The following is a 24256-nucleotide window of genomic DNA, read 5'->3' as shown; positions in this document are numbered from 1 at the left end:
CAAGGGGTAGGGGAAGTTTTGCTGGACCTCACGCGCAACTGACTTACCCTAGGTCGAAACGAGTTGGTGTGTAATGTCGTCTGAGCTTCAGGAAATCGAAAATCTGATTGCCCGCATGGCCCTGAGGGACCGGGCCGCATTTCGCAATATGTATTCCCGCACCTCGGCGAAACTATTCGGCGTTATCCTGCGTGTCTTGGATGACCGGGCCGAGGCGGAAGACGTGTTGCAAGACGTCTATGTCAAGGTCTGGAACAACGCCGACCGATACCGCGCCAATGGCCTGAGCCCGATGACATGGCTCATTTCCATCGCCCGCAACGCGGCCATCGACCGGAAACGACGGGCACGACATTCGACCACGGGGGATGTTCTGACCGCCACCCTGGCCGACCCCGCGCCGGGGCCCGAGACGATGGCGATCCGGGCGTCCGAACGGACCCGGCTGGACGGATGTTTCGGCGAGCTGGACACCCAGCACGCCGATGCCGTGCGACGCGCGTATCTGGAAGGCGACACATATGCCGAACTGGCGGAGCGGTACAACGTGCCGCTCAACACGATGCGAACCTGGCTGCGGCGCAGCCTGTTGAAACTGAGGGAGTGCCTGTCTCGATGAGCGGCACAGCATCAGATCCGAACGACGACGTCGTTCTTGCAGGGGAGTACACCCTGAGCCTGCTGCCCGAGGACGAGGCGGCGGCGTTCGAGGCGCGCCTGGCGTCCGAGCCCGAACTGCGTCGGATCTGCGCCACCTGGGCCGAGGAATTCTCGGGCTTTGCCGACGACGTGAAACCGGTGACGCCCCCCGAAGACGTGCTGACCCGTGTCGAGATGCGGCTGTTCGGCGACAGCGGGCGCGAGAGCCGTGGGCTGTGGCAACGATTCGGGCTGACGGGCCTCGCCGTGGCCGTGCTTGCCGTGCTGCTGTTCGTGTCGTCCGATTTCCTCGACCAGGGGCCGGTTCCACCCGAGTCGCCGGCCTATACCGCCGAGATCGCCGCCGAGGATCGCAGCCTGGTGATCGAGGCGGCCTATGACGCCGACACTGCCGAGCTGTATGTCGAGCGGCTGACCGGAGAGGCCGGGGAGGGCCGCTCGCTTGAACTGTGGCTGATCGCCGGGGAGACCGCCCCGGTTTCGCTGGGCGTTCTGCCCGAGGATGACAGGGCGGTGTTCACCGTGACGCCGGAGCTGGAAAGCGCCCTGGCCGGCGGGGTTCTGGCAATCTCCGACGAACCCGAAGGGGGATCGCCCACGGGCGCCCCGACCGGGGCCGTTCTGGCCACCGGCGCGATCACGGATGCGTGAGACTGCGCGGTTTTTGCATTTCCTCTGAAACTCTCGGTGCCTGCCCTTCGTGGGTTGTCGCATGTTCGGGCAATGACGCCCGGGACGACAGAGAGGAGATACACAATGTTCAACAAGACACTTGTCGCGGCCACGGCCGTTGCCGCCATGAGCGCCGCTGCAGCCTTCGCTGAGAACCCGATGGTGGGCGGTGCGCCCATGTATGCCGACAAGAATATCGTGGAAAACGCCGTGAACTCGGCCGATCACGAAACCCTTGTCGCGGCCGTGAAAGCCGCGGGTCTTGTCGATACCCTGTCGGGCGACGGCCCGTTCACCGTGTTCGCGCCGACCGACGCGGCCTTTGACAAGCTGCCGGCGGCAACCCTCGAGGCGCTGATGCAGCCCGAGTACAAGGACAAGCTGACCCAGATCCTCACCTGCCACGTGGTTTCGGCCGACGCGATGTCGACCGCCATCAAGGGCATGGTGGACGATGATGGCGGCATGCATATCGTGCCGACCGTTGGCGGCTGCGAGCTGGAGGCCCGGTACCAGGGCGACAACATCATGCTGACCGACGAGCGCGGCCAGACGATCAACGTAACCATCGCCGATGTCGACCAGTCGAACGGTGTGATCCACGTGGTCGATACCGTGATCCTGCCCGCCGAAAGCTGAGCCGGATCACCGAAATGTGCAGGGCGGCGCCCTTGCCGCACCGCCCTGCAAACGGCATCTTTGGACCAACAAGGACCGAAGGGAGGACCCCGCCATGGACCGCAGAGGCTTTATCGCCATGATCCTGATGGGCGGCACGGCCGTTTCGCTGACATCGCTGGGGGCCGCGAGCTCGGCCTCGGGCAATTTCGAGGTGACCCGCACCGAGGCGGAATGGCGCGCCATGCTGACCGATCTGCAATACAAGGTGATGCGCGAGGAGGGCACAGAGCCCGCCGGCAGCTCGCCGCTCGACAAGCAGTATGCGAAGGGCACCTATCACTGCCGCGGCTGCGACCTGCCGCTTTATCCCTCCGATACCAAGTATGACAGCGGCACGGGCTGGCCCAGCTTCTACCGGCCGCTCGAGAACGCGGTGGAGACCAAGCGCGATTTCAAGCTGATCTACCCGCGCACCGAGGTGCATTGCCGCCGCTGCGGCAGCCACCTGGGCCATATCTTCAACGACGGACCGGAACCCACGGGCAAGCGCCACTGCCTGAACGGCGTGAGCCTGGTGTTCAAGCCGGCGTAAAGGCGCTGACACGCCGGAAATTCTCGTAACGGTCGCCAATCGGGGCGGCCGTTTTTCGTTCGGGCGGTCGCGGCGGAGGCCCGTTTCCGACCTTCGGGTCGCGAACGAAGGCGACAGGGCGCGTTCCGGGGCGCATCCGGTCTGGTAAACAACACGTGACATGCCCCGATGTTCGAGCGCCGCATTCCCGAATGGCTTCGCCATGCCCCCGCGCCGTCGATGCGCGGTTTCGCCATGCTTGCCGGGGCCGAGGCCGTGGCGCGCGGCATGCTCGTGTCGGTTTTCCCGGTCGCCATGTACAGGGCGTTGGGCGATGCCCAGGTGGTGTCGGCGGTCTATTTCCTCACCGGCCTCCTGTCGCTGACGGCGGGGCTGCTGGTGCCGTGGCTCAACCGGTTCATCCCGCGCCGCTGGCTTTATGCCGGGGCGGCGACGCTGTTCCTGTCAGGCGCGCTGGCGGCGGCCACGGGCGGGGCGGGGGTGATTGCCGGGCTGGTGATGATCACGGTCGCGACGGTTTCGCTTTTCGTGTGTTTCAACGCCTACGTGCTGGACTATGTCGAGCGGGCCGAGCTGGGCCAGTGCGAAACGCTGCGGATGTTCTACAGCGCGCTCGGCTGGACGGTCGGGCCCGTGGCGGGGGTGACACTGATGCAGTGGTGGGCCCCGGCGCCGTTCCTCGTCTCGGCGGCGGCGGTTTGCGGCTTGCTGACGCTGTTCTTCGTGATGCGACTGGGCAACGGCAAGCTGATCACGCGGGCGCGGCGCCCGGCGGCCAACCCGCTGCGCTATCTGGGCCGGTTCTTTGCCCAGCCGCGGCTGGTGGTGGGCTGGCTCTTCGCGGTGATCCGGTCCTGCGGGTGGTGGGCCTATGTCGTCTACCTGCCGATCTACGCCGTCGAAAGCGGGCTCGACCCGCAGACCGGCGGGATCATGATGTCGGCCACGAACGCGATCCTGTTCCTGACGCCGGTGATGCTGCGCTGGATGCAGCGGCACACGGTGCGGATGGCGGTGCGGACGGGGTTTGCCTGTGCCGGCATGCTGTTCCTTGCCGGCTGGATGCTGGCGCCCACGCCGGCGCTTGCGCTGGCGGTGCTGTTCTGCGCCTCCGGGTTCCTGGTGCTGCTCGATATCTGCGGCGGGCTGCCCTTCCTGATGTCGGTGAAGCCCTCGGAGCGGACGGAGATGTCGGCGGTCTATTCCAGCTTCCGCGACGTGTCGGGCATCCTGACGCCGGGGGCGGCGTGGCTGGTGCTGCTGGTGGCGCCGGTGTCGGGCGTCTTTGCCTTCGCGGGGCTCGCGCTGGCCGGGTGCTGGGGGCTGGCGGCCACGCTGCACCCGCGCCTGGGGGAGCGGCGTGCGGGGCCCGAGCCCGTCACGCCCTGATGCCTACTTGAAGTTCCGGCTCGGCTTGATCTGGTCCCAGGCCCAGACCACCTGTTGCAGCTGTTCTTCCTGGCTGCGGTCGCCGCCGTTGATGTCGGGGTGGAGCACCTTGATCAGCGACTTGTAGGCCTTGCGGATATCGGCCTTCGACCAGGTATCCTCGGCCTCGAGGATCTCCAGCGCGCGGCGCTCGGTCGGGGGCAGCTTGCGCTGCTGCGTCCGGTTCTTGCCCGGGTTCTGGGTGGCGTTGCCGCCCAGGACCTGGTGCGGATCCTCGATGCCCAGCCGGGCCCAGGCGCGCGCCTCGGGGTCGTTGAAGGCCTTGGTCTGGCGTTCCCAGACCTTGTCCTTCGACATCTGGGCATTCATCTCGGCCTCGGTCGTGCCTTCGAAAAAGTTCCACTTGGTATTGTATTCGCGCACGTGGTCCTTGCAGAACCAGTAGAAATCATCCAGCACGTCGGGCGCCTTGGGCGCACGGTACTTGCCGGGCTCCTCGCAGCCCGGGTGATCGCAGACGCGGGTCGAGGTTTCGGACGCACCCGACATCCCGCGCCGGCCGCGCGGGTTCTTCTTCTTCGAAGCGCCGACAGAAATATCGAATCCGAATGGGTCACTCTTGGTCATGGGCTTCCCTCTGCGAGTCAGATCGGAGAGTTTAGATTATTGGTGGGCAAATTGAAGAGGGCAGTTTGTAAAAATCTGGTGGAGGAGCGATAAACCGCGGGTCGCGCGGCACGGGTCACGGTCTCACCGGGGCGGGGTTTCGTCGTCGTCTTTCCCGGTACCCTCGGCGGTGTCTTCGCCGGTCTCTTCGGTTTCCGGCGTTTCGGTCGGCGTTTCCGCATCCTCGATCCGGACGGGAGCGTCGTCATTGGCGGCCCGTTCCTCGGCCTCGGGATCGGGCAGGTCCTGCGGTTCGGGAATATCGGTATCCGCCGCGACGGCCGTGATCGGCTCGCGGCGGGTGAATTTCAGTTCTTCCTCGGTCGGCGGGCCGCGACGGGCGGTCAGCGACGGCACCGGGCGCTCCGCGGCGCCTGTTCCCCTGGCCTCGCGCCGGAAGACCAGCACGCTGCGGTAGACGGTGTTGGTCGAGGTCAGGCCCTGGCGTTCCTCGCTGGGCAGGATGTCGGCGCGCAGGTATTCCCAGCCCTGCGCCGCCATCTCGTTCATGGCCTCTTCGAGCCCGTGGGCGAACCGCGCTTCCGCGCCTTTGACCCCAGGGGCCTTCCGCCCCTTCGAGGGGGCCGGGATAACCTTGTACGTGTAGCGCGTCATGCCGCCTGCCTTTGCTGAAATGCGGCGTGCATCCTAGCGGCAAAGGGCGTCAGTGCAAGGCTTACTCGGCGGGATGGGCGCGGGCGGCGGGAACGGCGCGCAGGGCGCGGTCGGTGACCAGCGCGCCGATGACCATCGAGGTGACCGCGAGGATGGCGGCGATGGAGAGGGTGGGGATGCCCGAAAGCCCTGCGCCGACGGTGCAGCCCCCGGCCAGAACGCCGCCAAAGCCCATCAGCGCGCCGCCGGCAAGGTAGCGGCCGGTTTCCGCCGGGGTCGAGAAACTCTGCCAGCGGAACCCGCCCGACAGCAGCGCCGCCAGCAGCCCGCCCAGCAGAACGCCGCCGATCAGCCCGGTGCCGAAGCCCGCCGGAATGGCGGTCGAGGCGACGGTGAAGAACAACGCGTCGGACATGGAAGAGGTGAAGGCCAGCGATTCCATCGCGATCGGGTCGAAATCGTCGTAGAGCAGGAAGCCCGTGCCGACCCAGCCGAGCGGCACCAGCACGCCGATCAGCGCGGCGAGGAGCAACATGACGGGCCGGTTGCCCGAACGCAGGGCGTAAAGCAGCGCGGCGGCGGCGATGCCGGCCGTCCAGATCAGCGGGTTGCCGGGCAGGGCGGCGCTGTCGAGCGGCATCGTGACCGAGCCCAGCGTGGTGCGCAGCGGCGACAGGATGCCCTTGAGCGTCGCGTGGGCGGTGATGGCGAAGATCACCACCACGGTCAGCGCGCGCAGGTTGCCCGAGGCGGACAGCACCGTCAGCCGGGAAATGCAACCCCGGGTCAGCACCATGCCCACGCCGAACAGCAGGCCGCCTGCAACGACGGCCAGTACCGGCAGGTTGGCGGCCATGAAGCGGTGATCGCCGAAGCCGATCCAGCCCTGCGCGACGGCGGCCTGCGTGCCGAGCACGGCCACGGCCAGCGCCGTCAGCCAGACGCCGGAGGCCTGTTTGCGGTCCTCGCCCACGAGCGAGCGGCGCAGGCAGAACCGGGTGATCTGGGCCAGCGCCCCGAAGGCGAGACCCAGGGCCAGCGCGAACCAGACCACCGCCTGCGGGGCGGTGAGGGTTTCGAAACCGAATTCTTCAAACATGGCAGCCTCGGCAGAGATGCGGAATTTTTTCCCATCTGGCGTGGAATCTGCTGCCGATCAAGCATTCTGACCTGTGAATATCTGCCGGGTTTCGGGAAACCGTTCGCCTCTGCGCGTCCCGGCGGAACAGTGTTCCGGTTGACGCCGGGGCGGGGGTGAAACGTTTTCCCTCTGCCGGGTCCGGCGTGAAGCGGTCCTTATTTGCTGTTGACCACCGTTTTCGCCTAGCGCCCCCGGATACGCGGGTCGAGCGCGTCGCGCAGCCCGTCGCCGAGGTAGTTGACCGACAGCACCGTCAGCGAGATCGCCAGGCCCGGCCAGAACACCCGTTCCGGGTAATCCTGAAGGTAGACCGTCGCGTCGTTCAGCAGGCGGCCCCAAGTCGGGAAGTCGGGCGGGAAGCCCAGGCCGAGGAAGCTGAGCGCGGATTCGGTGATGATGGCGTTGGCGATGCCGAGCGTGGCCGAGACCATGATCGGCGAGAGCACGTTGGGCAGCACGTGCCGGGTGATCAGGTTGAAATTGGTCGTTCCGATCGAGCGGGCGGCCAGCACGAATTCCCGTTCCTTCAGCGCCAGCACGTCGCCGCGCACGACGCGGGCGGTGGGCATCCAGCTTGTCACGCCGATGGCGAAGACGATCAGGATGAAGATCCCCGTCTCCGGCCCGAAGGTGGTGTTGAGCGCCTGCCGGAAGAGCAGCACCATCACCAGCAGAAGCGGCAGCAGGGGCAGGGACAGGAACAGGTCGGTCAGCCGCATGAGCGGCCCGTCGAGCCGCCGGAAGAACCCGGCCAGCACGCCGATCAGGCTGCCGAGGCCGAGCGCCAGCAGCATCGCCGTCAGCCCCACGGCGATCGAGACCTGACCGCCCGCCATCATCCGGGCCAGCGTGTCGCGGCCAAGCTGGTCGGTGCCGAACGGGTGCGCCCAGCTCGGGCCCTGGTTGCGGGCGCGGATGTCGATATAGGTGGCGTCGAGCGGCCAGACGAGCGGGCCGAGATAGACCACGACGACGATCAGCAGGAAGAGGATGCCGCCCGCCAGCGCGCCGCGGTGGTGCTTGAACTGGTCCCAGACATCGCGCCACTGGCTGCGCGGCGGGGTCGCGGGCTGGGGATCGCTCAGCGCGCCCAGCGGGGTGGGGGCCGGGGTTTTCGGCTGCGGGTTTTCGGGTTTCGGATCAGTCATAGCGGATCCTCGGGTCGAGCAGGCCGTAAAGCAGGTCGGCAATGATGTTGAAGAGCACGATCAGCACCGCCAGCATGAAGGTGACGGTCTGGACCATCGGCAGGTCGTTGGCCTGGATCGCGGTGATCAGAAGCTGGCCCAGCCCGTTCACCTTGAAGATCTGCTCGGTGATGATGGCGCCGCCGAAGATCTGCGGCACGCCGAGCGCGATGACGGTGACGACCGGGATCATCGAGTTGCGCAGCACGTGGACCAGCACCACGATCTGTTCGGACAGGCCCTTGGCGCGGGCGGTGCGCACGTAATCCTGGTTGAGGTTGTCGAGCATCGAGGCGCGCATGAAGCGGCTGATCTGTGCCGTGGTCTGCAGCGCAAGCACCATGACTGGCATGACCATCTGCTTGAGCTGCATGACGAAGGTGTTCCAGTCGACCACCCGGTGCGTGGTGTCGTAGATCGAGGGCAGCCAGCCCAGCTGGACCGAGAAGATCACGATGACCAGCACGCCCGAGAAGAAGGGCGGGACAGAGTAGCCTACCATGGTGATGAAGGTGCCGACCTGGTCGAAGACGGAATATTGCCGGTAGGCCGAGTAGATGCCGATGGGCAGGGCGATCAGCACGCCGACAACGTAGGCCATGGCCACCACCCAGAGCGTCTGGGGCATCCGCTGGACCACGATGTCCATCACCGGCGAGCGGGTCTGCCAGCTGATGACGCGCTGTTTGTCGGCGGCCAGTTCGGTGCCGAACAGGTTGTCGGTCAGCACCATCGGCTCGACCACGAAGAACTGCCACAGCCACTTGCCGAAACGGATATGGGTGGGCTCGCCCAGCCCCAGCGCCTCGCGCATCTGGGCTTTCACTTCCGGCGGGACGGTCAGCGGCACCTGGGCCATCGGGTCGCCCGGCGCCAGTTCCAGCAGAAGGAAGATGACGAGCGCGATGAACAGCAGCGTCGGGACCGACAGGACAAGCCGGCGGATTGTATAGGTCAGCATTCAGCCGCACACCTTCTGAAAGTCACCTTGCGTCGGGCGCGCGGCTAACCCGCGCGCCCGGTCGTGGCAAGCGTTCAGTTGGTGTCCTTGCGGTGCCAGTCGGCCGCGTTCCAGAGCTCGCTGTCCCAGGTGTTGAGGACGACACCGCCGAGGCTGTTGGAATGGGCAGAGACCCGGCCGCGATCGACCAGCGGGATGATCACGTATTCCTGCATCAGCATGTCGTTCATCGCCTTGGCCAGTTCCGCGCGCTTCTCGAGCTCGCCGGTCTGCTGCATTTCATCGACGAGGGCGTTGTATTCGTCGCTGCAGAAACGGGGCATGTTGTTGCCCTGCCACTGGTTCTCGGGCGCCGGGATCTGGTCGCAATGCCAGTTGGACATATACGCCTCGGGGTCGGTGCCGTCGAAGTTGTTGGCGTACATCTCGACATCGGCGAAGAACTTCTGGAACGTATCCGGGCTGCCCGGGTCGCCGCCGAAGAAGACGCTGGCATCGATGTTGCGCAGCTCGGCCTCGACGCCGATTTCCGACCACCACTGCTTGATCAGCGCCTGGAAATCCTGGCGCACGGCGTTGGTCGAGGTCTGGAACAGCATCGACAGTTCGACCCCGTCCTTGTCGCGGACCCCGTTGCCGTTGGTGTCGGTCCAGCCGGCCTCTTCCAGCACGGCCTTGGCACCCTCGATATCCTGCACCTTACAATCGTCATTGGCGGTGGAGGCGTAGATTTCCGGCGCCGGCAGCACGTTGCAGGTCACCCGGCCCGCGTCGCCATAGCCGATCTCGACCAGCAATTCGCGGTCGATCGCCATCGAAAGCGCCTGCCGCACGGCCTTGTCGGTCAGGAACGGGTGCGGGTGGTCGAGCGTCGCCCGGCGGTCGCCCAGGTCGGAGGACGGGTCGGTCTGGTTGACCATGATCCGTTCGACCAGCGTGCCGAAGCCCGAGACGATCTGGCCCTTGCCGGCCGATTCCATGTTGGCTAGCACGTCGGGCGCCAGCTGCAGATTCCAGGCGTAATCGAATTCGCCCGTCTCCAGCACCGCGCGGCCCGCCGCAGTGGCATCGCCGCCGCCCTTGAAGACGACCGAGGCGAAGGCCGGTTTCTCGGGATCGCGGTAATTCTCGTTGGCTTCCAGCGTGATCACGTCATTGGGCCGGAAATCCGTCACCACGAAGGGGCCGGTGCCGATCGGGTTGAAGTTCTGTTCGGTGCATTCGGGTGCCTTGGGCCCGAGGCAATCGGCGAACTGCGCCTTTTGCAGGATGGGCGACTGGGCGCCCACGAAGGCGGTGTAGGGGAAGGGTTTGGGGTTCTTGAACTTGACCACGGCGGTCAGCTCGTCTGGGGTCTCGATGCTTTCGATGCCGCCGTATTTCTCGATCTGGGCACAGCCGCCGCCCTCGGCGGTGCAGTATTCCCAGCTGAATTTCACGTCTTCCGAGGTGACGGGCGAGCCGTCGGACCACACCAGCCCCTCGGTCAGTTTCCAGGTGATCGAGGTCAGATCCTCGGATACGCCGCCATTCTCGACGGTGGGCACCTCGTCGACCAGCCACGGGACCATGTCGCCGGTCTCGTTGTAGCGCGCCAGCGGTTCGAGCACGAGGCTCGCGGCCTCGAGATCCTTGGTGCCGCCGGACAGGTAGGGGTTCATGATCGATGGCGCCTGCCAGTAGATGATGCCGACCTGGCCGTCTTCGCCACGCTCGGCCTGCGCCATGGGGGCCAGCGCCGACGCGGCGATTCCCCCGATGAGGATAGTTCTGAGTGTCATTATGGTTCCTCCCTTGCTGGACGATCTGTCGTCTCTTTTACGGTTGATGCGCCGTTGATCCGGTGCCGTCCGTTCTTGTTGGTTCGCAGTGCGATACTGACGGAGATGCTGCGAATATCAAGGGTTTCCGTTCATCAATCTCCGCCGTCAGCGATTCCGTGCAGGTTGTATCCAGTAAAAACAAAACCTCCCGCGCGGGAGGCGGGAGGTTCCGATCGTTCGACGTTGGGTCAGGTGGCGTTACTTGCTGGCCGGGGCGATGATCATGATCATCTGCCGCCCTTCCATCTTGGGCATGTTCTCGACCTTGCCGATTCCCTCGACATCGCCGGCGACCCGGTGCAGCAGTTCACGGCCGAGATCCTGGTGGGCCATTTCGCGGCCGCGGAATCGCAGGGTGACCTTCACCTTGTCGCCATGTTCCAGGAACTTGACCACGTTGCGCATCTTCACGTCATAGTCATGCGTATCGGTGTTGGGGCGGAACTTCACCTCCTTCACCTCGATGACCTTCTGCTTCTTGCGCGCCTCGGATTCGCGTTTCTGCTGTTCGTACTTGTACTTGCCGTAGTCCATGATCTTGCAGACCGGCGGCGTGGCGTTGGGCGAGATTTCGACGAGATCGAGTTCGGCCTCGTAGGCCAGGTCCATAGCCTTTTCTGGGGTCACCACGCCGATATTTTCCCCCTCTGGGCCGATCAGGCGGATTTCGGGGGCACGGATCTTATCGTTGACGCGGGGGCCGGTGTCGCGCGTCGGGGGCGCGTTGTGGGGTCTGCGGGCTATGGCTTCGTTCCTTTATGTCGTCCATGTTTGAGTGCGCAAGGTAGCGTCCCGTAAGGGGCGTTTCAAGCTGCAAAATCAGCGGCTCGGGGCCGATACCCGACCGGTTTTCCCTTGCGGCTTTTCTGCTAGGATAGTCATGTGGATACTGGAAATCTGAAGGCCGCCGGAAGCGGAGGCTGGCACTGTCAAAAGGAACGATCATGCGAAACCTGCTCTGGATCATAATTGCTGTTCTGGTCATCGGCGGCGGATACCTGCTTTTCACCGGCAAATCGGTGCAGGAGGTGCTGGGGATGAGTGACGAGGCGGCCGAAGAGGTCGCAGAGGATGCGGGCGAAGCCGCGGACGCAACCGGGGAAAGCGCCGAGGAGGCCGCCGATGCGGCCGCGACGGCGTCGGAAGAGGCGGCGGACACCGCCGAGGAGGCCACCGGGGACATGGCCGAGGACACGGCAGCGGCCGCAGACGAGGCGGCCGAGGCGGCCGAGGAGGCCGCGGCGGAAGCTGCAGAGGCGGCCGAAGAGGCGGCTGACGTGGCCGGGGAAGCGGCGGAGAATGCCGCCCAGGCGGTCGAGGAAATGGCCGAAGACGTGGCCGATACGGCGTCCGAGGCGGCGGAGAGGGCCGAGGACGAGATCATCGAGCTTACCATCGACGAGCCGGCCGACGCGCAATCGACCGAGGCCACCGAAGAGGCCGCGGAGGACACCGCCGAGGCGACCCAGGAGGCGATGGACGAATCGATGGACACCACCGGCGACAGCGAGACCGGAGCGACCGTGGCAGGAGAGGCCGCGGTGGAAGGTGCCGAAGCCGAGGAGGTGTTGAGCGTCAACGGGTTCGATCTCGACCAGGCGATCGAGCTGATCGAGGCCTCGGACCTCGACGCGGTTCGGCGCACGGTGCTGATCGAAACGCTTCGCGAGGCTGCGGGGAACCCCGAACAGCTTGAAACCGCGCTGACCGCAGTACGGGAGGCGCTGGGGCTCTGATCCCACCGGTCCGCTATGACAGGAAAACCCGCGCCGAGATTTTCGGCGCGGGTTTTATATTGTAATATCAGAGTATTGCGAGGCGAAGTTAGTCCAGGAAGGCCTTCTCGACCACATATTCCTTCGGGTCGGAATTGGCGCCTTCGCGCAGGCCGTATTCCTCGAGCATCTCTTTCAGTTCGAGGTTGAAGGCGAGGTTGCCGCAGACCATCGCGCGGTCGGTCTCGGGCGAAAGCGGCTCGACGCCCAGGTCCTCGAACACCTCGCCCTTGCGCATCAGGTCGGTAATGCGCCCCATCTTCGGGCTCTCCTCGCGGGTGGTGGTGGGGTAATAGCGCAGCTTCTCGTGGAAGCCCTCGCCGATCAGTTCCGCCAGCATCTCGTCGGAGCGGATGGATTCGATCAGGTCATGACCGTACTGCAGCTCGCCCACCTCGCGGCAGGTGTGGGTGATGATCACCTCGTCGTAATCCTCGTAGGTCTGCGGATCGCGCAGGAGCGAGGCGAAGGGCGCGAACCCGGTGCCGGTGGCGAAGAACCAGATGCGCTTGCCGGGCAGCAGCGCGTCATGCACCAGCGTGCCCACGGGCTTGGGCCGCAGGATGATCTGGTCGCCCGGCTGGATGTGCTGCAGGCGCGAGGTGAGCGGGCCGTCCTGCACCTTGATCGAATAGAACTCCAGCTCGTCATCCCAGGACGGAGAGGCGATGGAATAGGCCCGCAACAGCGGCTTTTCCTTGCCGGTCTTCTCGTCCTTCTGCATCAGCCCGATCATCACGAACTCGCCCGAGCGGAAGCGCAGGCTGGCAGGGCGCGACACGCGGAAGGAAAACAGCCGGTCCGTCCAGTGCTTCACTTCTGTCACGGTCTGCGCGTCGGGCAGGGTGGGAACTTTCACGGCCTTGGCTTCGGTCACGGTTACGGTCTCGTTCATCAATGCATCCTGCCGGCCTTATGAACCGGCACCTTCTGTTAATCGTTGAGGGCGTCGAGGTGAAGGGGCGTTATCCGCGCAGGCGGGCCTGGTAGTCGTGGGCCTGCCAGTTGGCGCGGAATGTCCACTGGTCTTCCGGCTGGCGTGCGGCGAGCTCGTCGGAGATTTCCACCTCGTCGAAGCCGGCGCGGCGGGCCATGGCGTACTGGTCGGCGATGACGTGGCCGCGGGCGCGGAGGCGGCCGGCGAAGCCCATCAGCCGAAGCTGGCGGGCGATGGTGAAGCCGCGCCCGTCGGCGAAGCTGGGGAAATCGACGCGGATGGCCTCGACCCCGTCCAGCCGACCCGTGAGGGTGGCCGGGTCGGTGTCGGAGGGCAGGTCGAGCGCCGGGGCGCCGTTCGGCGCCTCTTCCAGCGCGACGAAACCGCCGTTGAAGCCATCGGGCGCGAAGCCTGTGTCGGTCACGATTACGGTCATGCGTTCACTCCTGTCCGGACGAGCTTGCCATCCACGAAATGGATGCCGCACTCGGATTTTTCTTCGCCGCGCCAACGGCCTGCGCGAATGTCTTCACCTTCCTTCACGGGCGAGGTGCAGGGCATGCAGCCGATCGACGGGTAGCCCTTGGCGACCAGCGGATGGCGCGGCAGGCGGTTTTCTTCCATGTAGGTCTGCACGTCCTCGCGGCGCCAGTGGGCCAGCGGGTTGACCTTGATCCGGCCGGTGCCGGGCTCGACCTCGAAGAACTCCAGCGCCTCGCGGCCGTTGCCGTGGAACCGCTTGCGACCGGTGATCCAGCCGTCGAACGGGGCAAGGGCCTTTTGGAGCGGCACCGTCTTGCGCAGGTCGCAGCAGGCATCGGTGTCGCGCTGGTGCAGCGTCTGGTCGGGGTCGGTGCGGGCCAGCGCGGCCTGATCGGCGTGGATCACGCGCACATCCGTCAGGCCCAGCCGCTCGCTGACCTCCTGCTGGTAGACCAGCGTTTCGGCAAACAGAAGCTGCGTGTCCAGGAAGATCACCGGCGTGTCGCGCTTGGCGACCGAGACCATGTGCAGAAGCACGACGGATTCGGCACCGAAGCTCGACACCAGTGCCAGGTCGCCGGCATCGGGGTCGCGCAGGGCGTGGGCCAGAACGGACGTCGCCGAGTGGTGGCGGTAGCGCTCGTTCAGGCTGGCGACGGTTCTATCCAGATCATTCAGCGGCATAGGCCTCGGCCTTCTCGTAGAGGGCAGCCTTGAACGGCTCCATTCCGACGCGGCGATAGGCTTGCAGGAAGGTCTCCTGCGGGCCGTCGCGCAGTTCCAGGTAGGCGTAGACGATCCGTTCGACCGCCGGGATGATCTCGTCGGCCGAGAAACCGGGGCCGGTGCGGGTGCCGATGGCCGCGTCCTGCGTGCCGTCGCCGCCCAGCGTGATCTGGTAGTTCTCGACGCCCGCGCGATCCAGCCCGAGGATGCCGATATGGCCCACGTGGTGGTGGCCGCAGGCGTTGATGCAGCCGGAAATCTTGATCTTCATGTCGCCGATCTCATGCTCGAGCTTGAGCTCGTCGAAACGGGTGGCGATCTCTTGCGCGATCGGGATCGAGCGGGCGGTGGCCAGCGCGCAGTAATCCATGCCGGGGCAGGCGATGATATCGGAGATGAGGCCGATATTCGCCGTGGCGAGCCCGTGCTTCTTGAGCGTGGCGTGGATGGCCGGCAGGTCGGACTTGTGGACATGCGGCAGGATCACGTTCTGCTCGTGGCTGATGCGCAGCTCGTCATGGCCGTACTTGCGGGCAATCTCGGCCATCACGCGCATCTGCTCGGCCGAGGCGTCGCCCGGGGTGGCGCCGTGGGCCTTGAGGCTGATCTGCACGATGGCATAGCCCGGCGCGCGGTGCTGGGCCAGGTTGGTGTCGGCCCAGGCGCGGAAGATCGGGTCGGTCTTGTAGGCGGTCTCGTAGACGGCGGTGCTGTCCTCGCGGAAGGCCGGCGCCGCGAAGGCCTGCTTGATCTCCTCGAAGAGCTGCACGTCGATGCCGGTGAAGGCCGGGCGGATCGCCTTGAAACGCTCCTCGACACGGGCACGAATGTCTTCGATTCCATGCTCATGCACGGTGATCTTGATGCGCGCCTTGTACTTGTTGTCGCGCCGGCCCAGCAGGTTCCAGACGCTGACGATGGCCTCGACATAGGGCAGCAGGTCTTCCTGCGGCACGAAGTCGTTCAGCACCTTGCCGATCATTGGCGTCCGGCCAAGGCCGCCGCCGACGACGACGCGGTATCCGAGGTCCCCGTCGCGGTCGACGATCTGGATGCCGATGTCATGGGCCTTGATGACCGCGCGGTCGTTCTCGGCGCCGGTCACGGCGATCTTGAACTTGCGGGGCAGGAACTGGAACTCCGGGTGGTCGGTCGACCATTGGCGCAGCAGTTCGGCCACCGGGCGCGGGTCGGCCACCTCATCCGCCGCGGCACCGGCGAAATGGTCGGCGGTGACGTTGCGGATGGTGTTCCCGCTGGTCTGGATGGCGTGCATGTTCACCTCGGCCAGCGCATCCAGCATGTCGGGCACGTCCGGCAGCTTGGGCCAGTTGTACTGGATGTTCTGGCGGGTGGTGAAATGGCCATAACCCTTGTCCCACGTCTCGGCGATGTAGGCGAGCTGGTCCATCTGGCGGCTGTTGATCGTGCCATAGGGGATGGCCACGCGCAGCATGTAGGCGTGAAGCTGCAGGTAGAGGCCGTTCATCAGGCGAAGCGGCTTGAACTCGTCCTCGGTCAGGTGGCCGGCGACGCGGCGCTCGACCTGGGCGCGGAACTGGCGGTTGCGCTCGGCCACGAAGGCGGCGTCGAATTCGGTATAGTCATACATGGGTCTGCGTCTCCTGCTCGGGGGCGGCGGATTTGGCCGGCCCTTCGGATTGCTTGCCGTGGAAATAGTTGGAGGGGCCGGTGCGCCGGAAATCCTCGCGGAAATGGGTGGGTTCGGGGCCGTTTTCGCCCGGCGTCGCGTCGGCGAGGTAGACGCCCACGACCGTCTCGGTCTGGGCCGAGGCGAAGAGCAGGCGTTCGTCGGCGACGGCCTCGTCTTCGAGCAGCTCGGCCTGGGAGAGCTCGCGGGTCCAGCTGTCATCGGCGGCGAGGTAGACCACGTCGCCCTCGATCAGGGCGTTGGCCGTGACGACCTTGGGGGTGAATGGTTTGGCCATGTCAGGCAAGCTCCTGTTCGGCTTGGGAAAGCTCGGCCTGTGCCGCGCGGGGGGCGAGGCCGTAGAAGGTGAGCGCGGGGCCGGTGAGGCCGGCCTCGGTTAGGTCCTGCGGCAGCCGGTCGAGCGTGGTGGAGAGCACCCGCTGATCGGGGCGCGAGGCGTTCTCGATCACGGTGACGGGCGTGGCCCTGTCGGCGCCGTGCATGATCAGCCTACCTTGGATGAAGCGGGCGGATTTCTTGCCCATGTAGATCGCCGCGACCTCGCCCGGGCGGGCCAGTGCCTTCCAGTCGTGGTCGGCGAAACCCTTCATGTCATGGCCGGTGAGGTAGCGGACGGAGGAATTGCGCGTACGCTTCGTCAGGCTCTGGCCGATGGCGGCGACGGAGGCCGAGGCGGCGGTGATGCCGGGGACGACGTGCCAGCCCAGGCCGGCGGCGTCGACGGCGTCGATCTCCTCGTCGAGGCGGCCGAAGATGGTGGGGTCGCCGCCCTTGAGGCGGACGACCTGCGCGCCTTTTGACCCGTGCTCGACGATCAGGCGGCTGATTTCCTCCTGGCTCATGGAGGGGCCGAAGCCTTCCTTGCCGGCGTCGATCAGCACCGCCTCGCGGCGGGCAAGTTCGAGGATCTCGGGCGTGACGAGCCGGTCGTGGATGACCACGTCGGCGGTGTCGAGCGCCTTGCGGGCCTTGAGCGTCAGCAGCTCCGGATCGCCCGGGCCGGCACCGACGAAGGCCACGTGACCTTCGCGGTCGGTCGCGTTTTCATGTTTGGTCAGAAGGGTTTGAAGGGCGTCCTTCACGGCGCCTTCGCCGCCGTCATCCATGGCGCGGGGGCCGGCGTTGAAGTAGTAGTCGGCCCAGAAATCGCGGCGGCGGCGACCGAAGGGCAGCACCTCGACGGCCTTTCGGAAGCCCTTGCCGATGCGGGCGAGCGTGCCCAGCGTGGCGGGCAGGCGCGCCTCGAGATCGGCCTTGATGGCGCGGGCCAGAACGGGGGCGGCGCCCTCGGTGCCGATGGCCACGGTCACGGGGTCGCGGTCGACGATGGCGGGGGTGATGAACTGGCTGTCTTCGAGGTTGTCGACGATGTTCACGAGCGCGCCGTCGGCCGTGGCGATGGCGGCGGTGCGGGCGTCTTCGGTTTCGTCCTCGTCTGCGGCGTAGAACATCACGGCGCCGGCGGTGTCGCCGGGTTCGAGTGCGCGGCGGGTGAGGGTCAGGCGGCCTTCGGCGGCCCAGGCCTCGATCTCGGGCGCGGGGGCGGGGGTGAAGACGGCAAGCTCTGCCTCGGTCTTCATCAGCAGGCGCAGCTTGGCCAGTGCCGCCTCTCCGCCGCCCGAGAGGGCGACGCGGCGGCCTTCCAGCGCCATGAAGATCGGGAAATGTTTCATCTGTGCCGTCTCCGCGTTGCGATTGACTTCCTCCTCTATATAGAAAATATTCCCGGTTATCCGCCATACGCGGAAGGAAATAAGGACATATGTTCCAGTTTGGCGGCAGGCCGGATGGAATGTTCCAGTGGAAGGACAAATCAGGAATGGCTGTTCGCCTCGACGAGCTCGACCGGAAAATCCTTGTGGAATTGCAGCGCGACGGCGGGCAGTCGCTGGACGACATCGCCAAGGCGGTGGGCAGTTCCAAGACGCCCGTTTGGAACCGGATTCGCAAGATGCGCGAGGGCGGGGTGATCCGGCAGCAGACTTTCTTGCTGGATGCTGAAGCCCTGGGGTTCGAGGCGTGTTTCTTCGTGCTGATCCGCACGTCGGAACATGACGCGGAATGGCAGGCAAGGTTTCTCAAGGCGTTAAAGGACCGCCCGGAGGTGCAGGAGGCGCACAGGCTGGCCGGTGATATCGACTATATTCTAAAGGTCGTCGTGGCCAATGCGCGGGCCTATGACACGTTCTACCAGGCGCTGATTTCCGAGGTGAAGGTGCATAACGTGACGGCGCTTTTGTCGATGGAAGAGATCAAGTCGACCACCATGCTGCCGCTGTGATGCAGACGTCGGTATTTTGTCGGTATTGCGTCGGTGCGATGCACCGCCCGGCACTTAAGCCGTGGCTTCCAACGCCTTGATGATGGGCGAGAAATCCTCGGCCTTGAGGCTGGCGCCGCCGACCAGCGCGCCGTCGACATTGTCGGTGGCGAAGATCTCGGCCGCGTTGCCCGGTTTGACCGACCCGCCGTAGAGCAGCCGGACGGCGCGGCCTTCGGTCTCTCCGAAGCGGCGGACGAGGCGGGCGCGAATGAAATCGTGCACCTCGTCGATCTGCTCGGTCGTGGGGGTCTTGCCGGTGCCGATGGCCCAGACCGGTTCGTAGGCGATGACGGTGTTGACGCCGGTGGTGATGTCGGGGACGGAGGTGGCAAGCTGGCCGGCGATGATGTCGAGCGTGTTGGCGGCGTCGCGCTGTGCCTCGGATTCGCCGAGGCAGATGATGGCGGTGAGGCCCGCCTCGATGGCCGTGCGGGCCTTTTCGCGGACAAGCGCGCTGGTCTCGTTATGGTCTTCGCGGCGTTCGGAATGGCCGACGATCACCGCCGTCGCGCCGGTATCGACAAGCATGGCGGCGGAGATGTCGCCGGTGTGGGCGCCCGAGGTCTCGTTATGGCAGTCCTGAGCGCCGATGGCGACGGGGCTACTGGCGGCGATGTCCGCGGCCTGGGCCAGGAGCTGGAAGGGGGGACAGACGAGGATGTCGACAGCCGCCTCGGGGTGGGCGGCGGCGATCTTCTCCAGCTCGGCCAGGGCCGCGCGGGTTCCGTTCATCTTCCAGTTGCCGGCGGCCAGCTTGCGCATCATCCCAGTGCCCTCTCGTTTTCTTTTTTCTTAGATCGGGAGGGGTTGGGGTGCAATCCTCACATGCCCTCGAACTTGATCGATTCGCCGCAGCCGCAGGCCTCGGTCACGTTGGGGTTGTTGAAGACGAAGCCGGATTCGAGCAGCGAGGTCTGGTAGTCGATCTCGGTGCCGAAGAGGAACATCTGGGCCATCGGCGCGATCATCACGCGCGCGCCGTCCTGTTCGACGACCTCGTCGTTGGGGTCGACCTCGGTCACGTAATCCATGGTGTATTCCATGCCCGCGCAGCCGCCTTTCTTGACGCCGATGCGCAGGCCCTTGGTGTCGCCCTTGCTCATCAGCTTGGCGATCTGTGACGCGGCTGTCGGGGTCATGGTGACCGCCTGTTTTCCGGGAATGCCGAACATGCGTGTTTCCTTTTGTCCTGTCCGGGAATCTAAGGCCGCGATGCGCCGATCTCAAGGGCGGGAAGCGCCGAGAGAAGCGACTGCGTGGCGAGCGCCACAACAATGGCCCAGCCGAAGGAGGCGAGCGTGCCGATGATGACGTATTCGGCGGTGCGCTGGTCCTTGGTGGCGGTGCCGAAGCGCAGGAGCGACTTGGCGCCGATCAGGAAGCCCACGCCGATCGGGTGATTGGTGAGGAGGAAGAGGAAGATGAGCCCGCGTTCGAGCAGGCCGATCTGTTGCCCGCCGAGGCGGAGGCCGGCGCTGCGGATGCGGGCGCCGTGCCGTTGCATCAGCAGGCTGACGGCGTATTGCCCGGCGATGAGGGTGAGGATCAGCCCCGCGCCCAGCGCCATGAGCGGCAGGAGGGGCGGATAGGCGGCCCAAGGCCCCGAGGCCCAGAGGCCGGGGGCAAAGGCCGCCACCGCGGCGATGGTGGCGATATGGGCGGCCTGGTCGGTGATGTAGGCGGTGAGGGAGGTGAAGCCGCCCCATGTCTTGAGGCCGTCGATCACGAGGTGGGCGGCGGCCAGCGCGAGGAGTTCGGGCGCGTCCGCGCGGCCTATGGAGGCCTGCGCGGTGACCAGCACGATGGCGCCATGCAGGAGCATCACGTGGGGGCGGTGCTTGTTCGCGTTGATCCAGTTGGTCTGGAACAGGAAATCGGCCAGCGCATGGGCGAAGAGGAGGGCGGTGAAGGTCTCGATCATGCGGGGGCCTCGAAATCGTGGGTCTGGAAGGCGCTGCGCGCATGGGCGAAGGCGGAGAGGCCGGAGCCCTTGAGGCGCGCCTCGAAGGCCTGGCGGCTGATGCCGAGGGTGCGGGCCCGTTCGGCATTGGTGGTGTGGGTGGGCTCGAGCAGGGTGAGGGCGACCGCCTCGGCCTGTTGGGCGGTCCAGCCGCTGACGATCCAGTCGGCGAGCGCGATGACGCCGCGCTGCCAGTCGGTGACGCCGTGGCCGGCGATGGCGGCGGTTTCGGTATCGAGGGTTTCGAGCAGGTCGCCGGAGGTGACGAAGGCCGCGCCGGCGGCGTCGGAGAGGTCGGCGGTGCCGGGGGTGTCGACCGGGCCGAGGCCGATGGCGATGCGGGTGGCGAGCCCGGTATCGGCCGCGCGCAGGGTGGCGGCAAGGGCGAGGAATGCGTGGAGGGCGAGGTGCGGGTCGGGCAGGAGGATCTGCCAACCATCGCCACGGTTGCGGGTGAAGCGGGCCGAGAAACCGTGAGTGGTTTCAATGGATTGCGCAGCACTCTTCAGGCTGTCCATGGCGGCTTCGACCGCCGCGGCAGGGGCGTCGCGGGAGCCGATCAGATCGCCGGTGAAGACAGCCTGCACGCGGGGCATGAAAGCAGAATCCTTTGCATTCGGGGCATGCAAGTTATAAGGGTTGCTTTCGGATAAAGCAAGTGAAAAAGCTTGCTTGGACGGGATGCAAGCCAAAAGGCTTGCTTTTACATGAAGCCCAGTTCGAGCCTTGCCTCGTCGGACATCATGTCCATGCCCCAGGGCGGCTCCCACGTGAGTTCGACGTCGACATGCTTGACGCCTTCCAGCGGCTCGATCGCGTCGGCGACCCAGCCGGGCATTTCGCCGGCCACCGGGCAGCCCGGCGCGGTCAGCGTCATGATCACGCGAACGGCGTTCTCACTGTCGATGTCGATCGTGTAGACCAGCCCGAGATCGTAGATATTCACAGGGATTTCAGGGTCGTAGACGGAACGGCATGCCTCGACCACCGGCTCGTAGAGCGGGTGTTCCGTGCTGGACGGTGCGATGAGAGGGGTGCCCTCGAGCGGTTCCGGGCTCTGAGTCATCGGGTATTCCTGACGTTCCTATCCTGAGAGAACATATAGGATTTATCGGCGGCGGCGTCCAGAGGGGGCGGGGCGTCAGGAATCCTTGGCCGCGCTGCCCGGCGTGGTCTTGCGGCGGCGGATCGGAACGGGGCGGACGCGGGCCTCGATCTGTTCGTAGAGCTTGCCGACGATGTTCTTGCCGGTGGAGGTCTCGATGCCCTCGAAACCGGGGGAGGAGTTGACCTCGAGCACCTTGGGCCCGCTTTCCGAGCGCAGAAGATCGACGCCGGCCATGTTGAGGTCGAAGGCGCGGGCGGCGCGGACGGCGGTTTCGCGTTCCTCCTTGGTGATGCGGACCGATTTGGCGGTGCCGCCGCGGTGCAGGTTGGAGCGGAAATCGCCCTCGGCGCCGGTGCGTTTCATTGAGGCCACGACCTTGCCGCCGATGACGAGGCAGCGGATATCCTCGCCCGCCGCCTCCTTGACGAAGCTTTGCACGAGGAAGTTGGCCTTGAGGCCGCGGAAGGCGTCGATGACGGATTCGGCGGCCTTCTTGGTTTCGGCGAGGACGACGCCCTTGCCTTGGGTCGATTCCAGCAGCTTGACGATGAGGGGCGTGGTGCCGACGAGGCTGATGATGTTGGCGGTGTCGCGGGGCGAGCTGGCAAAGGCGGTGTTGGGCATGCCGATGCGGGCGCGGGCCATGATCTGGTGGGCGTAGAGCTTGTCGCGGCTGGCGGAAATGCCGGCGGCGCCGTTGACGCAGTAGGTGCCGATGGTTTCGAACTGGCGGATGATGGCGGCGCCGTAGGGGGTGATCGAGGCGCCGATGCGGGGGATCACCGCGTCGAAACGGGGCAGGCGCTTGCCGTCGTAATGCACTTCGGGGGCCAGCGTGTTAATCGCCATATAACAACGGGTTGTGTTGATGACTTCAACCGCGTGGCCGCGTTTCTCGCCCTCTTCGACGAGGCGGCGCGTGGAGTAGTTGTCTTCCCGGCTGAGCACGCAGATGCGCAGCGCCCGTTTCGGCGCCACCTCGCGCATGCGGGAGGTGTGGTAGACGTCGTAGCTGAGTTCCGGTTGCAGGAAGCGGTCGGTGGCGGCGATCGAGATGTGATCCTTCATCGCCTGCCGCCCGAGCAGCATCCGCGAGGTCATGGAGGAGCGGTTGGTGAGCGTGATCTCGATGGGCCATTTCTGGCCGTTGACCAGGAGGGTGCTTTCGATGACGTAGCGCATCTCCTTCTCGCCGTTCGACGAGGCAACCTCGCGCCGGTCGACGATATTGGCGGAGCAGGGAATCACCAGGTCGTCGCGCCCGGGGATGGGGTGGACGGTAAAGCGCACCTTGGGCCGGGCCTGGGTGCCGAATGTCTCGATATCGAAGGCGTGAAGGGCCGAGGTGCGGGCCCCGGTATCCACCTTGGCACGCAGGGCGGGAACGCCCAGATCGGGGAGCGATATCCATTCTTCCCATCCGAACTGCAGTGTTTCCGGCGTTTCGGATTGGGTCATGAACCTCTCCCCTCATGTCGTTGTTGCGGGCGTCTTGACGCGCCTTTGGCCCTGCGCGCTCGATACCAGCATGGATGGGGATGCGAAACAAGGATGACTTGGCAAACCGGAAAATCCGGTGCATTTGGGCCGCCATGACGAGAATTTCCTTTTCCCTGAACGCCACCGACGGTTCGGCCCGGACCGGGGTGATCTCCACGCCGCGGGGCGAGATCCGGACGCCGGCCTTCATGCCGGTGGGCACCGCCGGCACGGTCAAGGCGATGCTGCCCGGAAGCGTGCGCGAGACCGGGGCGGATATCCTGCTGGGCAACACCTATCACCTGATGCTGCGCCCCGGGGCGGAGCGGGTGGCGCGGCTGGGCGGGCTGCACCGGTTCATGAACTGGGAGCGGCCGATCCTGACCGACAGCGGCGGGTTCCAGGTGATGAGCCTGGCCGGTCTGCGGAAGCTGACCGAGGCGGGGGTGACCTTCAAGAGCCATATCGACGGCTCGAAGCATGAGCTGACGCCGGAGCGGTCGATGGAGATCCAGCGGTTGCTGGGCTCGGATATCGTGATGTGTTTCGATGAATGCCCGGCGCTGCCCGCGAGCGAGGAGGCCGTGGCCGAGAGCATGAGGCTGTCGATGCGGTGGGCGGCCCGGTCGAAGGAGGCGTTCGGCGATCGGCCCGGACACGCGCTTTTCGGCATCCAGCAGGGGGGCGTGACGCAGGAGCTGCGCGCCGAGAGCGCCGAGAAGCTGGTGGAGATCGGCTTCGACGGCTACGCGGTCGGCGGGCTGGCCGTGGGCGAGGGGCAGGAGGCGATGTTCGGCGTGCTGGATTACGCGCCGGGGATGCTGCCCGAGGACCGGCCGCGCTACCTGATGGGGGTGGGCAAGCCGGATGATATCGTGGGCGCCGTGAAGCGCGGGATCGACATGATGGATTGCGTGCTGCCCTCGCGCTCTGGCCGGACGGGGCAGGCGTGGACGCGGCGGGGGCAGGTCAACATCAAGAACGCGCGGCACATGGACGACCCGCGGCCGCTGGACGAGGACTGCACCTGTCCGGCTTGCCGGAATTATTCCCGCGCCTACCTGCACCACGTCTTCCGCAGCCAGGAGATCATCAGCTCGATGCTGCTGACCTGGCACAACCTGCATTACTACCAGCAGATCATGGAGGGGATGCGCGGCGCCATCGCGGCGGGCACCTTCGCGGAATGGGAGGCGGCGTTCCATGCGGGTCGCGCCGAGGGGGATATCGAGCCGGTTTGAAGGGGCGGGGGGCGCATTCTTGAAAAGAATGCGGGGCGAAGTCTTTCAAAGACTTCGAATGGCGCCCCTGCGCACGCGCGCACGTAGCTGTGACCGGGTTGCGCAGCCGCGCCGGGGGCCCTGAAAAAGCTGGGGATTTGCCGCTTGCCCCCGGTGTCACAGCGGGGCATGGTTGTCGCAACGAAGGTTGAAAGAAGGGTGGAACCGCCCCAGATTAACCTTCTG

27 protein-coding genes are annotated in these 24256 nt (G+C 65.9%); 8 read left to right on the top strand and 19 right to left on the bottom strand.

Annotation, left to right across the window (positions count from 1 at the left end; all coding sequences use genetic code 11):
• The first annotated feature begins 115 nt into the window (after positions 1-115).
• From ACO07J_RS12070 to ACO07J_RS12050, 5 genes are all read left to right on the top strand, one after another.
• Entirely contained in the window at positions 116-619 is a 504-nt protein-coding gene (locus ACO07J_RS12070) for a sigma-70 family RNA polymerase sigma factor (RefSeq protein WP_422029149.1), read from the top strand.
• On the top strand, positions 616-1311 hold the full coding sequence (locus ACO07J_RS12065) for an anti-sigma factor (protein ID WP_422029147.1): 696 nt from the start codon (positions 616-618) through the stop codon (positions 1309-1311). Before ACO07J_RS12070 ends, ACO07J_RS12065 begins: the two co-directional genes overlap by 4 nt.
• 105 nt (positions 1312-1416) lie before the next feature.
• The gene (locus tag ACO07J_RS12060) at positions 1417-1971 is read left to right on the top strand and encodes a fasciclin domain-containing protein (RefSeq protein WP_422029145.1); all 555 of its coding nucleotides are present in this window, start codon (positions 1417-1419) and stop codon (positions 1969-1971) included.
• 94 nt (positions 1972-2065) lie between these two features.
• Positions 2066-2545, top strand: a complete 480-nt coding sequence (gene msrB, locus ACO07J_RS12055) for a peptide-methionine (R)-S-oxide reductase MsrB (RefSeq protein WP_422029143.1) — start codon at positions 2066-2068, stop codon at positions 2543-2545.
• Between the two features lie 168 nt (positions 2546-2713).
• The gene (locus ACO07J_RS12050) at positions 2714-3934 is read left to right on the top strand and encodes an MFS transporter (protein ID WP_422029141.1); all 1221 of its coding nucleotides are present in this window, start codon (positions 2714-2716) and stop codon (positions 3932-3934) included.
• 3 nt (positions 3935-3937) lie between these two features.
• Here the strand turns inward: ACO07J_RS12050 and ACO07J_RS12045 are convergent, their stop codons facing one another.
• The 7 genes from ACO07J_RS12045 to infC all read right to left on the bottom strand — a co-directional run bounded on the left by ACO07J_RS12045 (position 3938) and on the right by infC (position 11071).
• Complete coding sequence (locus ACO07J_RS12045; RefSeq protein WP_422029139.1) at positions 3938-4561, bottom strand: J domain-containing protein; 624 nt, start codon at positions 4559-4561, stop codon at positions 3938-3940.
• A 123-nt stretch (positions 4562-4684) separates the two neighbouring features.
• Complete coding sequence (locus ACO07J_RS12040) at positions 4685-5215, bottom strand: hypothetical protein (protein WP_422029137.1); 531 nt, start codon at positions 5213-5215, stop codon at positions 4685-4687.
• Between the two features lie 61 nt (positions 5216-5276).
• Entirely contained in the window at positions 5277-6314 is a 1038-nt protein-coding gene (locus ACO07J_RS12035; RefSeq protein WP_422029135.1) for a YeeE/YedE family protein, read from the bottom strand.
• Positions 6315-6538: 224 nt separating this feature from the next.
• Positions 6539-7504, bottom strand: a complete 966-nt coding sequence (locus tag ACO07J_RS12030; RefSeq protein ID WP_422029133.1) for an ABC transporter permease — start codon at positions 7502-7504, stop codon at positions 6539-6541.
• Positions 7497-8504, bottom strand: coding sequence for an ABC transporter permease (locus ACO07J_RS12025; protein WP_422029131.1), 1008 nt, complete (start codon positions 8502-8504; stop codon positions 7497-7499). The genes ACO07J_RS12030 and ACO07J_RS12025 overlap by 8 nt, the downstream gene beginning before the upstream one ends.
• A 74-nt stretch (positions 8505-8578) precedes the next feature.
• On the bottom strand, positions 8579-10285 hold the full coding sequence (locus ACO07J_RS12020) for a peptide ABC transporter substrate-binding protein (RefSeq protein WP_422029129.1): 1707 nt from the start codon (positions 10283-10285) through the stop codon (positions 8579-8581).
• 240 nt (positions 10286-10525) lie between these two features.
• Positions 10526-11071, bottom strand: a complete 546-nt coding sequence (infC, locus tag ACO07J_RS12015) for a translation initiation factor IF-3 (RefSeq protein ID WP_422029775.1) — start codon at positions 11069-11071, stop codon at positions 10526-10528.
• Between the two features lie 200 nt (positions 11072-11271).
• On the opposite strand from infC, the gene ACO07J_RS12010 reads away from it, so the two are divergent.
• Complete coding sequence (locus ACO07J_RS12010; RefSeq protein WP_422029127.1) at positions 11272-12063, top strand: translation initiation factor 3; 792 nt, start codon at positions 11272-11274, stop codon at positions 12061-12063.
• 88 nt (positions 12064-12151) lie between these two features.
• Here the strand turns inward: ACO07J_RS12010 and ACO07J_RS12005 are convergent, their stop codons facing one another.
• From ACO07J_RS12005 to cysG, 6 genes are all read right to left on the bottom strand, one after another.
• Complete coding sequence (locus ACO07J_RS12005; protein WP_422029125.1) at positions 12152-12997, bottom strand: ferredoxin--NADP reductase; 846 nt, start codon at positions 12995-12997, stop codon at positions 12152-12154.
• 70 nt (positions 12998-13067) lie between these two features.
• The gene (locus tag ACO07J_RS12000; RefSeq protein WP_422029123.1) at positions 13068-13475 is read right to left on the bottom strand and encodes a DUF934 domain-containing protein; all 408 of its coding nucleotides are present in this window, start codon (positions 13473-13475) and stop codon (positions 13068-13070) included.
• Complete coding sequence (locus ACO07J_RS11995; protein ID WP_422029121.1) at positions 13472-14206, bottom strand: phosphoadenylyl-sulfate reductase; 735 nt, start codon at positions 14204-14206, stop codon at positions 13472-13474. Before ACO07J_RS11995 ends, ACO07J_RS12000 begins: the two co-directional genes overlap by 4 nt.
• Positions 14193-15860 (bottom strand): nitrite/sulfite reductase, encoded by a 1668-nt coding sequence (locus tag ACO07J_RS11990; RefSeq protein WP_422029119.1) that lies wholly within the window; start codon positions 15858-15860, stop codon positions 14193-14195. The genes ACO07J_RS11995 and ACO07J_RS11990 overlap by 14 nt, the downstream gene beginning before the upstream one ends.
• Complete coding sequence (locus tag ACO07J_RS11985; RefSeq protein WP_422029117.1) at positions 15853-16197, bottom strand: DUF2849 domain-containing protein; 345 nt, start codon at positions 16195-16197, stop codon at positions 15853-15855. Before ACO07J_RS11985 ends, ACO07J_RS11990 begins: the two co-directional genes overlap by 8 nt.
• Before the next feature lies 1 nt (position 16198).
• Positions 16199-17593: a siroheme synthase CysG gene (gene cysG / locus ACO07J_RS11980; protein WP_422029115.1), complete on the bottom strand. Its 1395-nt coding sequence runs from the start codon at positions 17591-17593 to the stop codon at positions 16199-16201.
• 146 nt (positions 17594-17739) lie between these two features.
• On the opposite strand from cysG, the gene ACO07J_RS11975 reads away from it, so the two are divergent.
• A complete protein-coding gene (locus tag ACO07J_RS11975) occupies positions 17740-18201 on the top strand; it encodes an Lrp/AsnC family transcriptional regulator (RefSeq protein WP_300894121.1) in 462 nt (153 codons plus the stop codon).
• A gap of 54 nt (positions 18202-18255) precedes the next feature.
• Here ACO07J_RS11975 and tpiA read toward each other — a convergent pair whose 3' ends face one another.
• The 6 genes from tpiA to rimK all read right to left on the bottom strand — a co-directional run bounded on the left by tpiA (position 18256) and on the right by rimK (position 22769).
• The gene (gene tpiA, locus ACO07J_RS11970; protein WP_422029113.1) at positions 18256-19008 is read right to left on the bottom strand and encodes a triose-phosphate isomerase; all 753 of its coding nucleotides are present in this window, start codon (positions 19006-19008) and stop codon (positions 18256-18258) included.
• 56 nt (positions 19009-19064) lie between these two features.
• Positions 19065-19415, bottom strand: a complete 351-nt coding sequence (locus ACO07J_RS11965) for a HesB/IscA family protein (protein ID WP_300894123.1) — start codon at positions 19413-19415, stop codon at positions 19065-19067.
• Between the two features lie 29 nt (positions 19416-19444).
• Positions 19445-20164, bottom strand: a complete 720-nt coding sequence (locus ACO07J_RS11960; RefSeq protein WP_422029111.1) for a DUF3307 domain-containing protein — start codon at positions 20162-20164, stop codon at positions 19445-19447.
• Positions 20161-20799 (bottom strand): hypothetical protein, encoded by a 639-nt coding sequence (locus tag ACO07J_RS11955; RefSeq protein ID WP_422029109.1) that lies wholly within the window; start codon positions 20797-20799, stop codon positions 20161-20163. Before ACO07J_RS11955 ends, ACO07J_RS11960 begins: the two co-directional genes overlap by 4 nt.
• 107 nt (positions 20800-20906) lie before the next feature.
• A complete protein-coding gene (locus ACO07J_RS11950; protein WP_422029107.1) occupies positions 20907-21269 on the bottom strand; it encodes an SUF system Fe-S cluster assembly protein in 363 nt (120 codons plus the stop codon).
• A 75-nt stretch (positions 21270-21344) separates the two neighbouring features.
• Positions 21345-22769 carry a 30S ribosomal protein S6--L-glutamate ligase gene (rimK, locus tag ACO07J_RS11945; RefSeq protein WP_422029105.1) on the bottom strand — a complete coding sequence of 475 codons (1425 nt, stop codon included), beginning with the start codon at positions 22767-22769 and terminating at the stop codon, positions 21345-21347.
• Between the two features lie 134 nt (positions 22770-22903).
• Here rimK and tgt point away from each other — a divergent pair, with 134 nt between their 5' ends.
• Positions 22904-24031, top strand: a complete 1128-nt coding sequence (gene tgt / locus ACO07J_RS11940) for a tRNA guanosine(34) transglycosylase Tgt (protein WP_422029103.1) — start codon at positions 22904-22906, stop codon at positions 24029-24031.
• Positions 24032-24256 lie beyond the last annotated feature (225 nt).

The sequence above is a fragment of the Roseovarius sp. genome, assembly GCF_965228755.1.
GTDB lineage: Bacteria > Pseudomonadota > Alphaproteobacteria > Rhodobacterales > Rhodobacteraceae > Roseovarius.
This window is presented reverse-complemented; position numbering and strand designations above follow the sequence as displayed.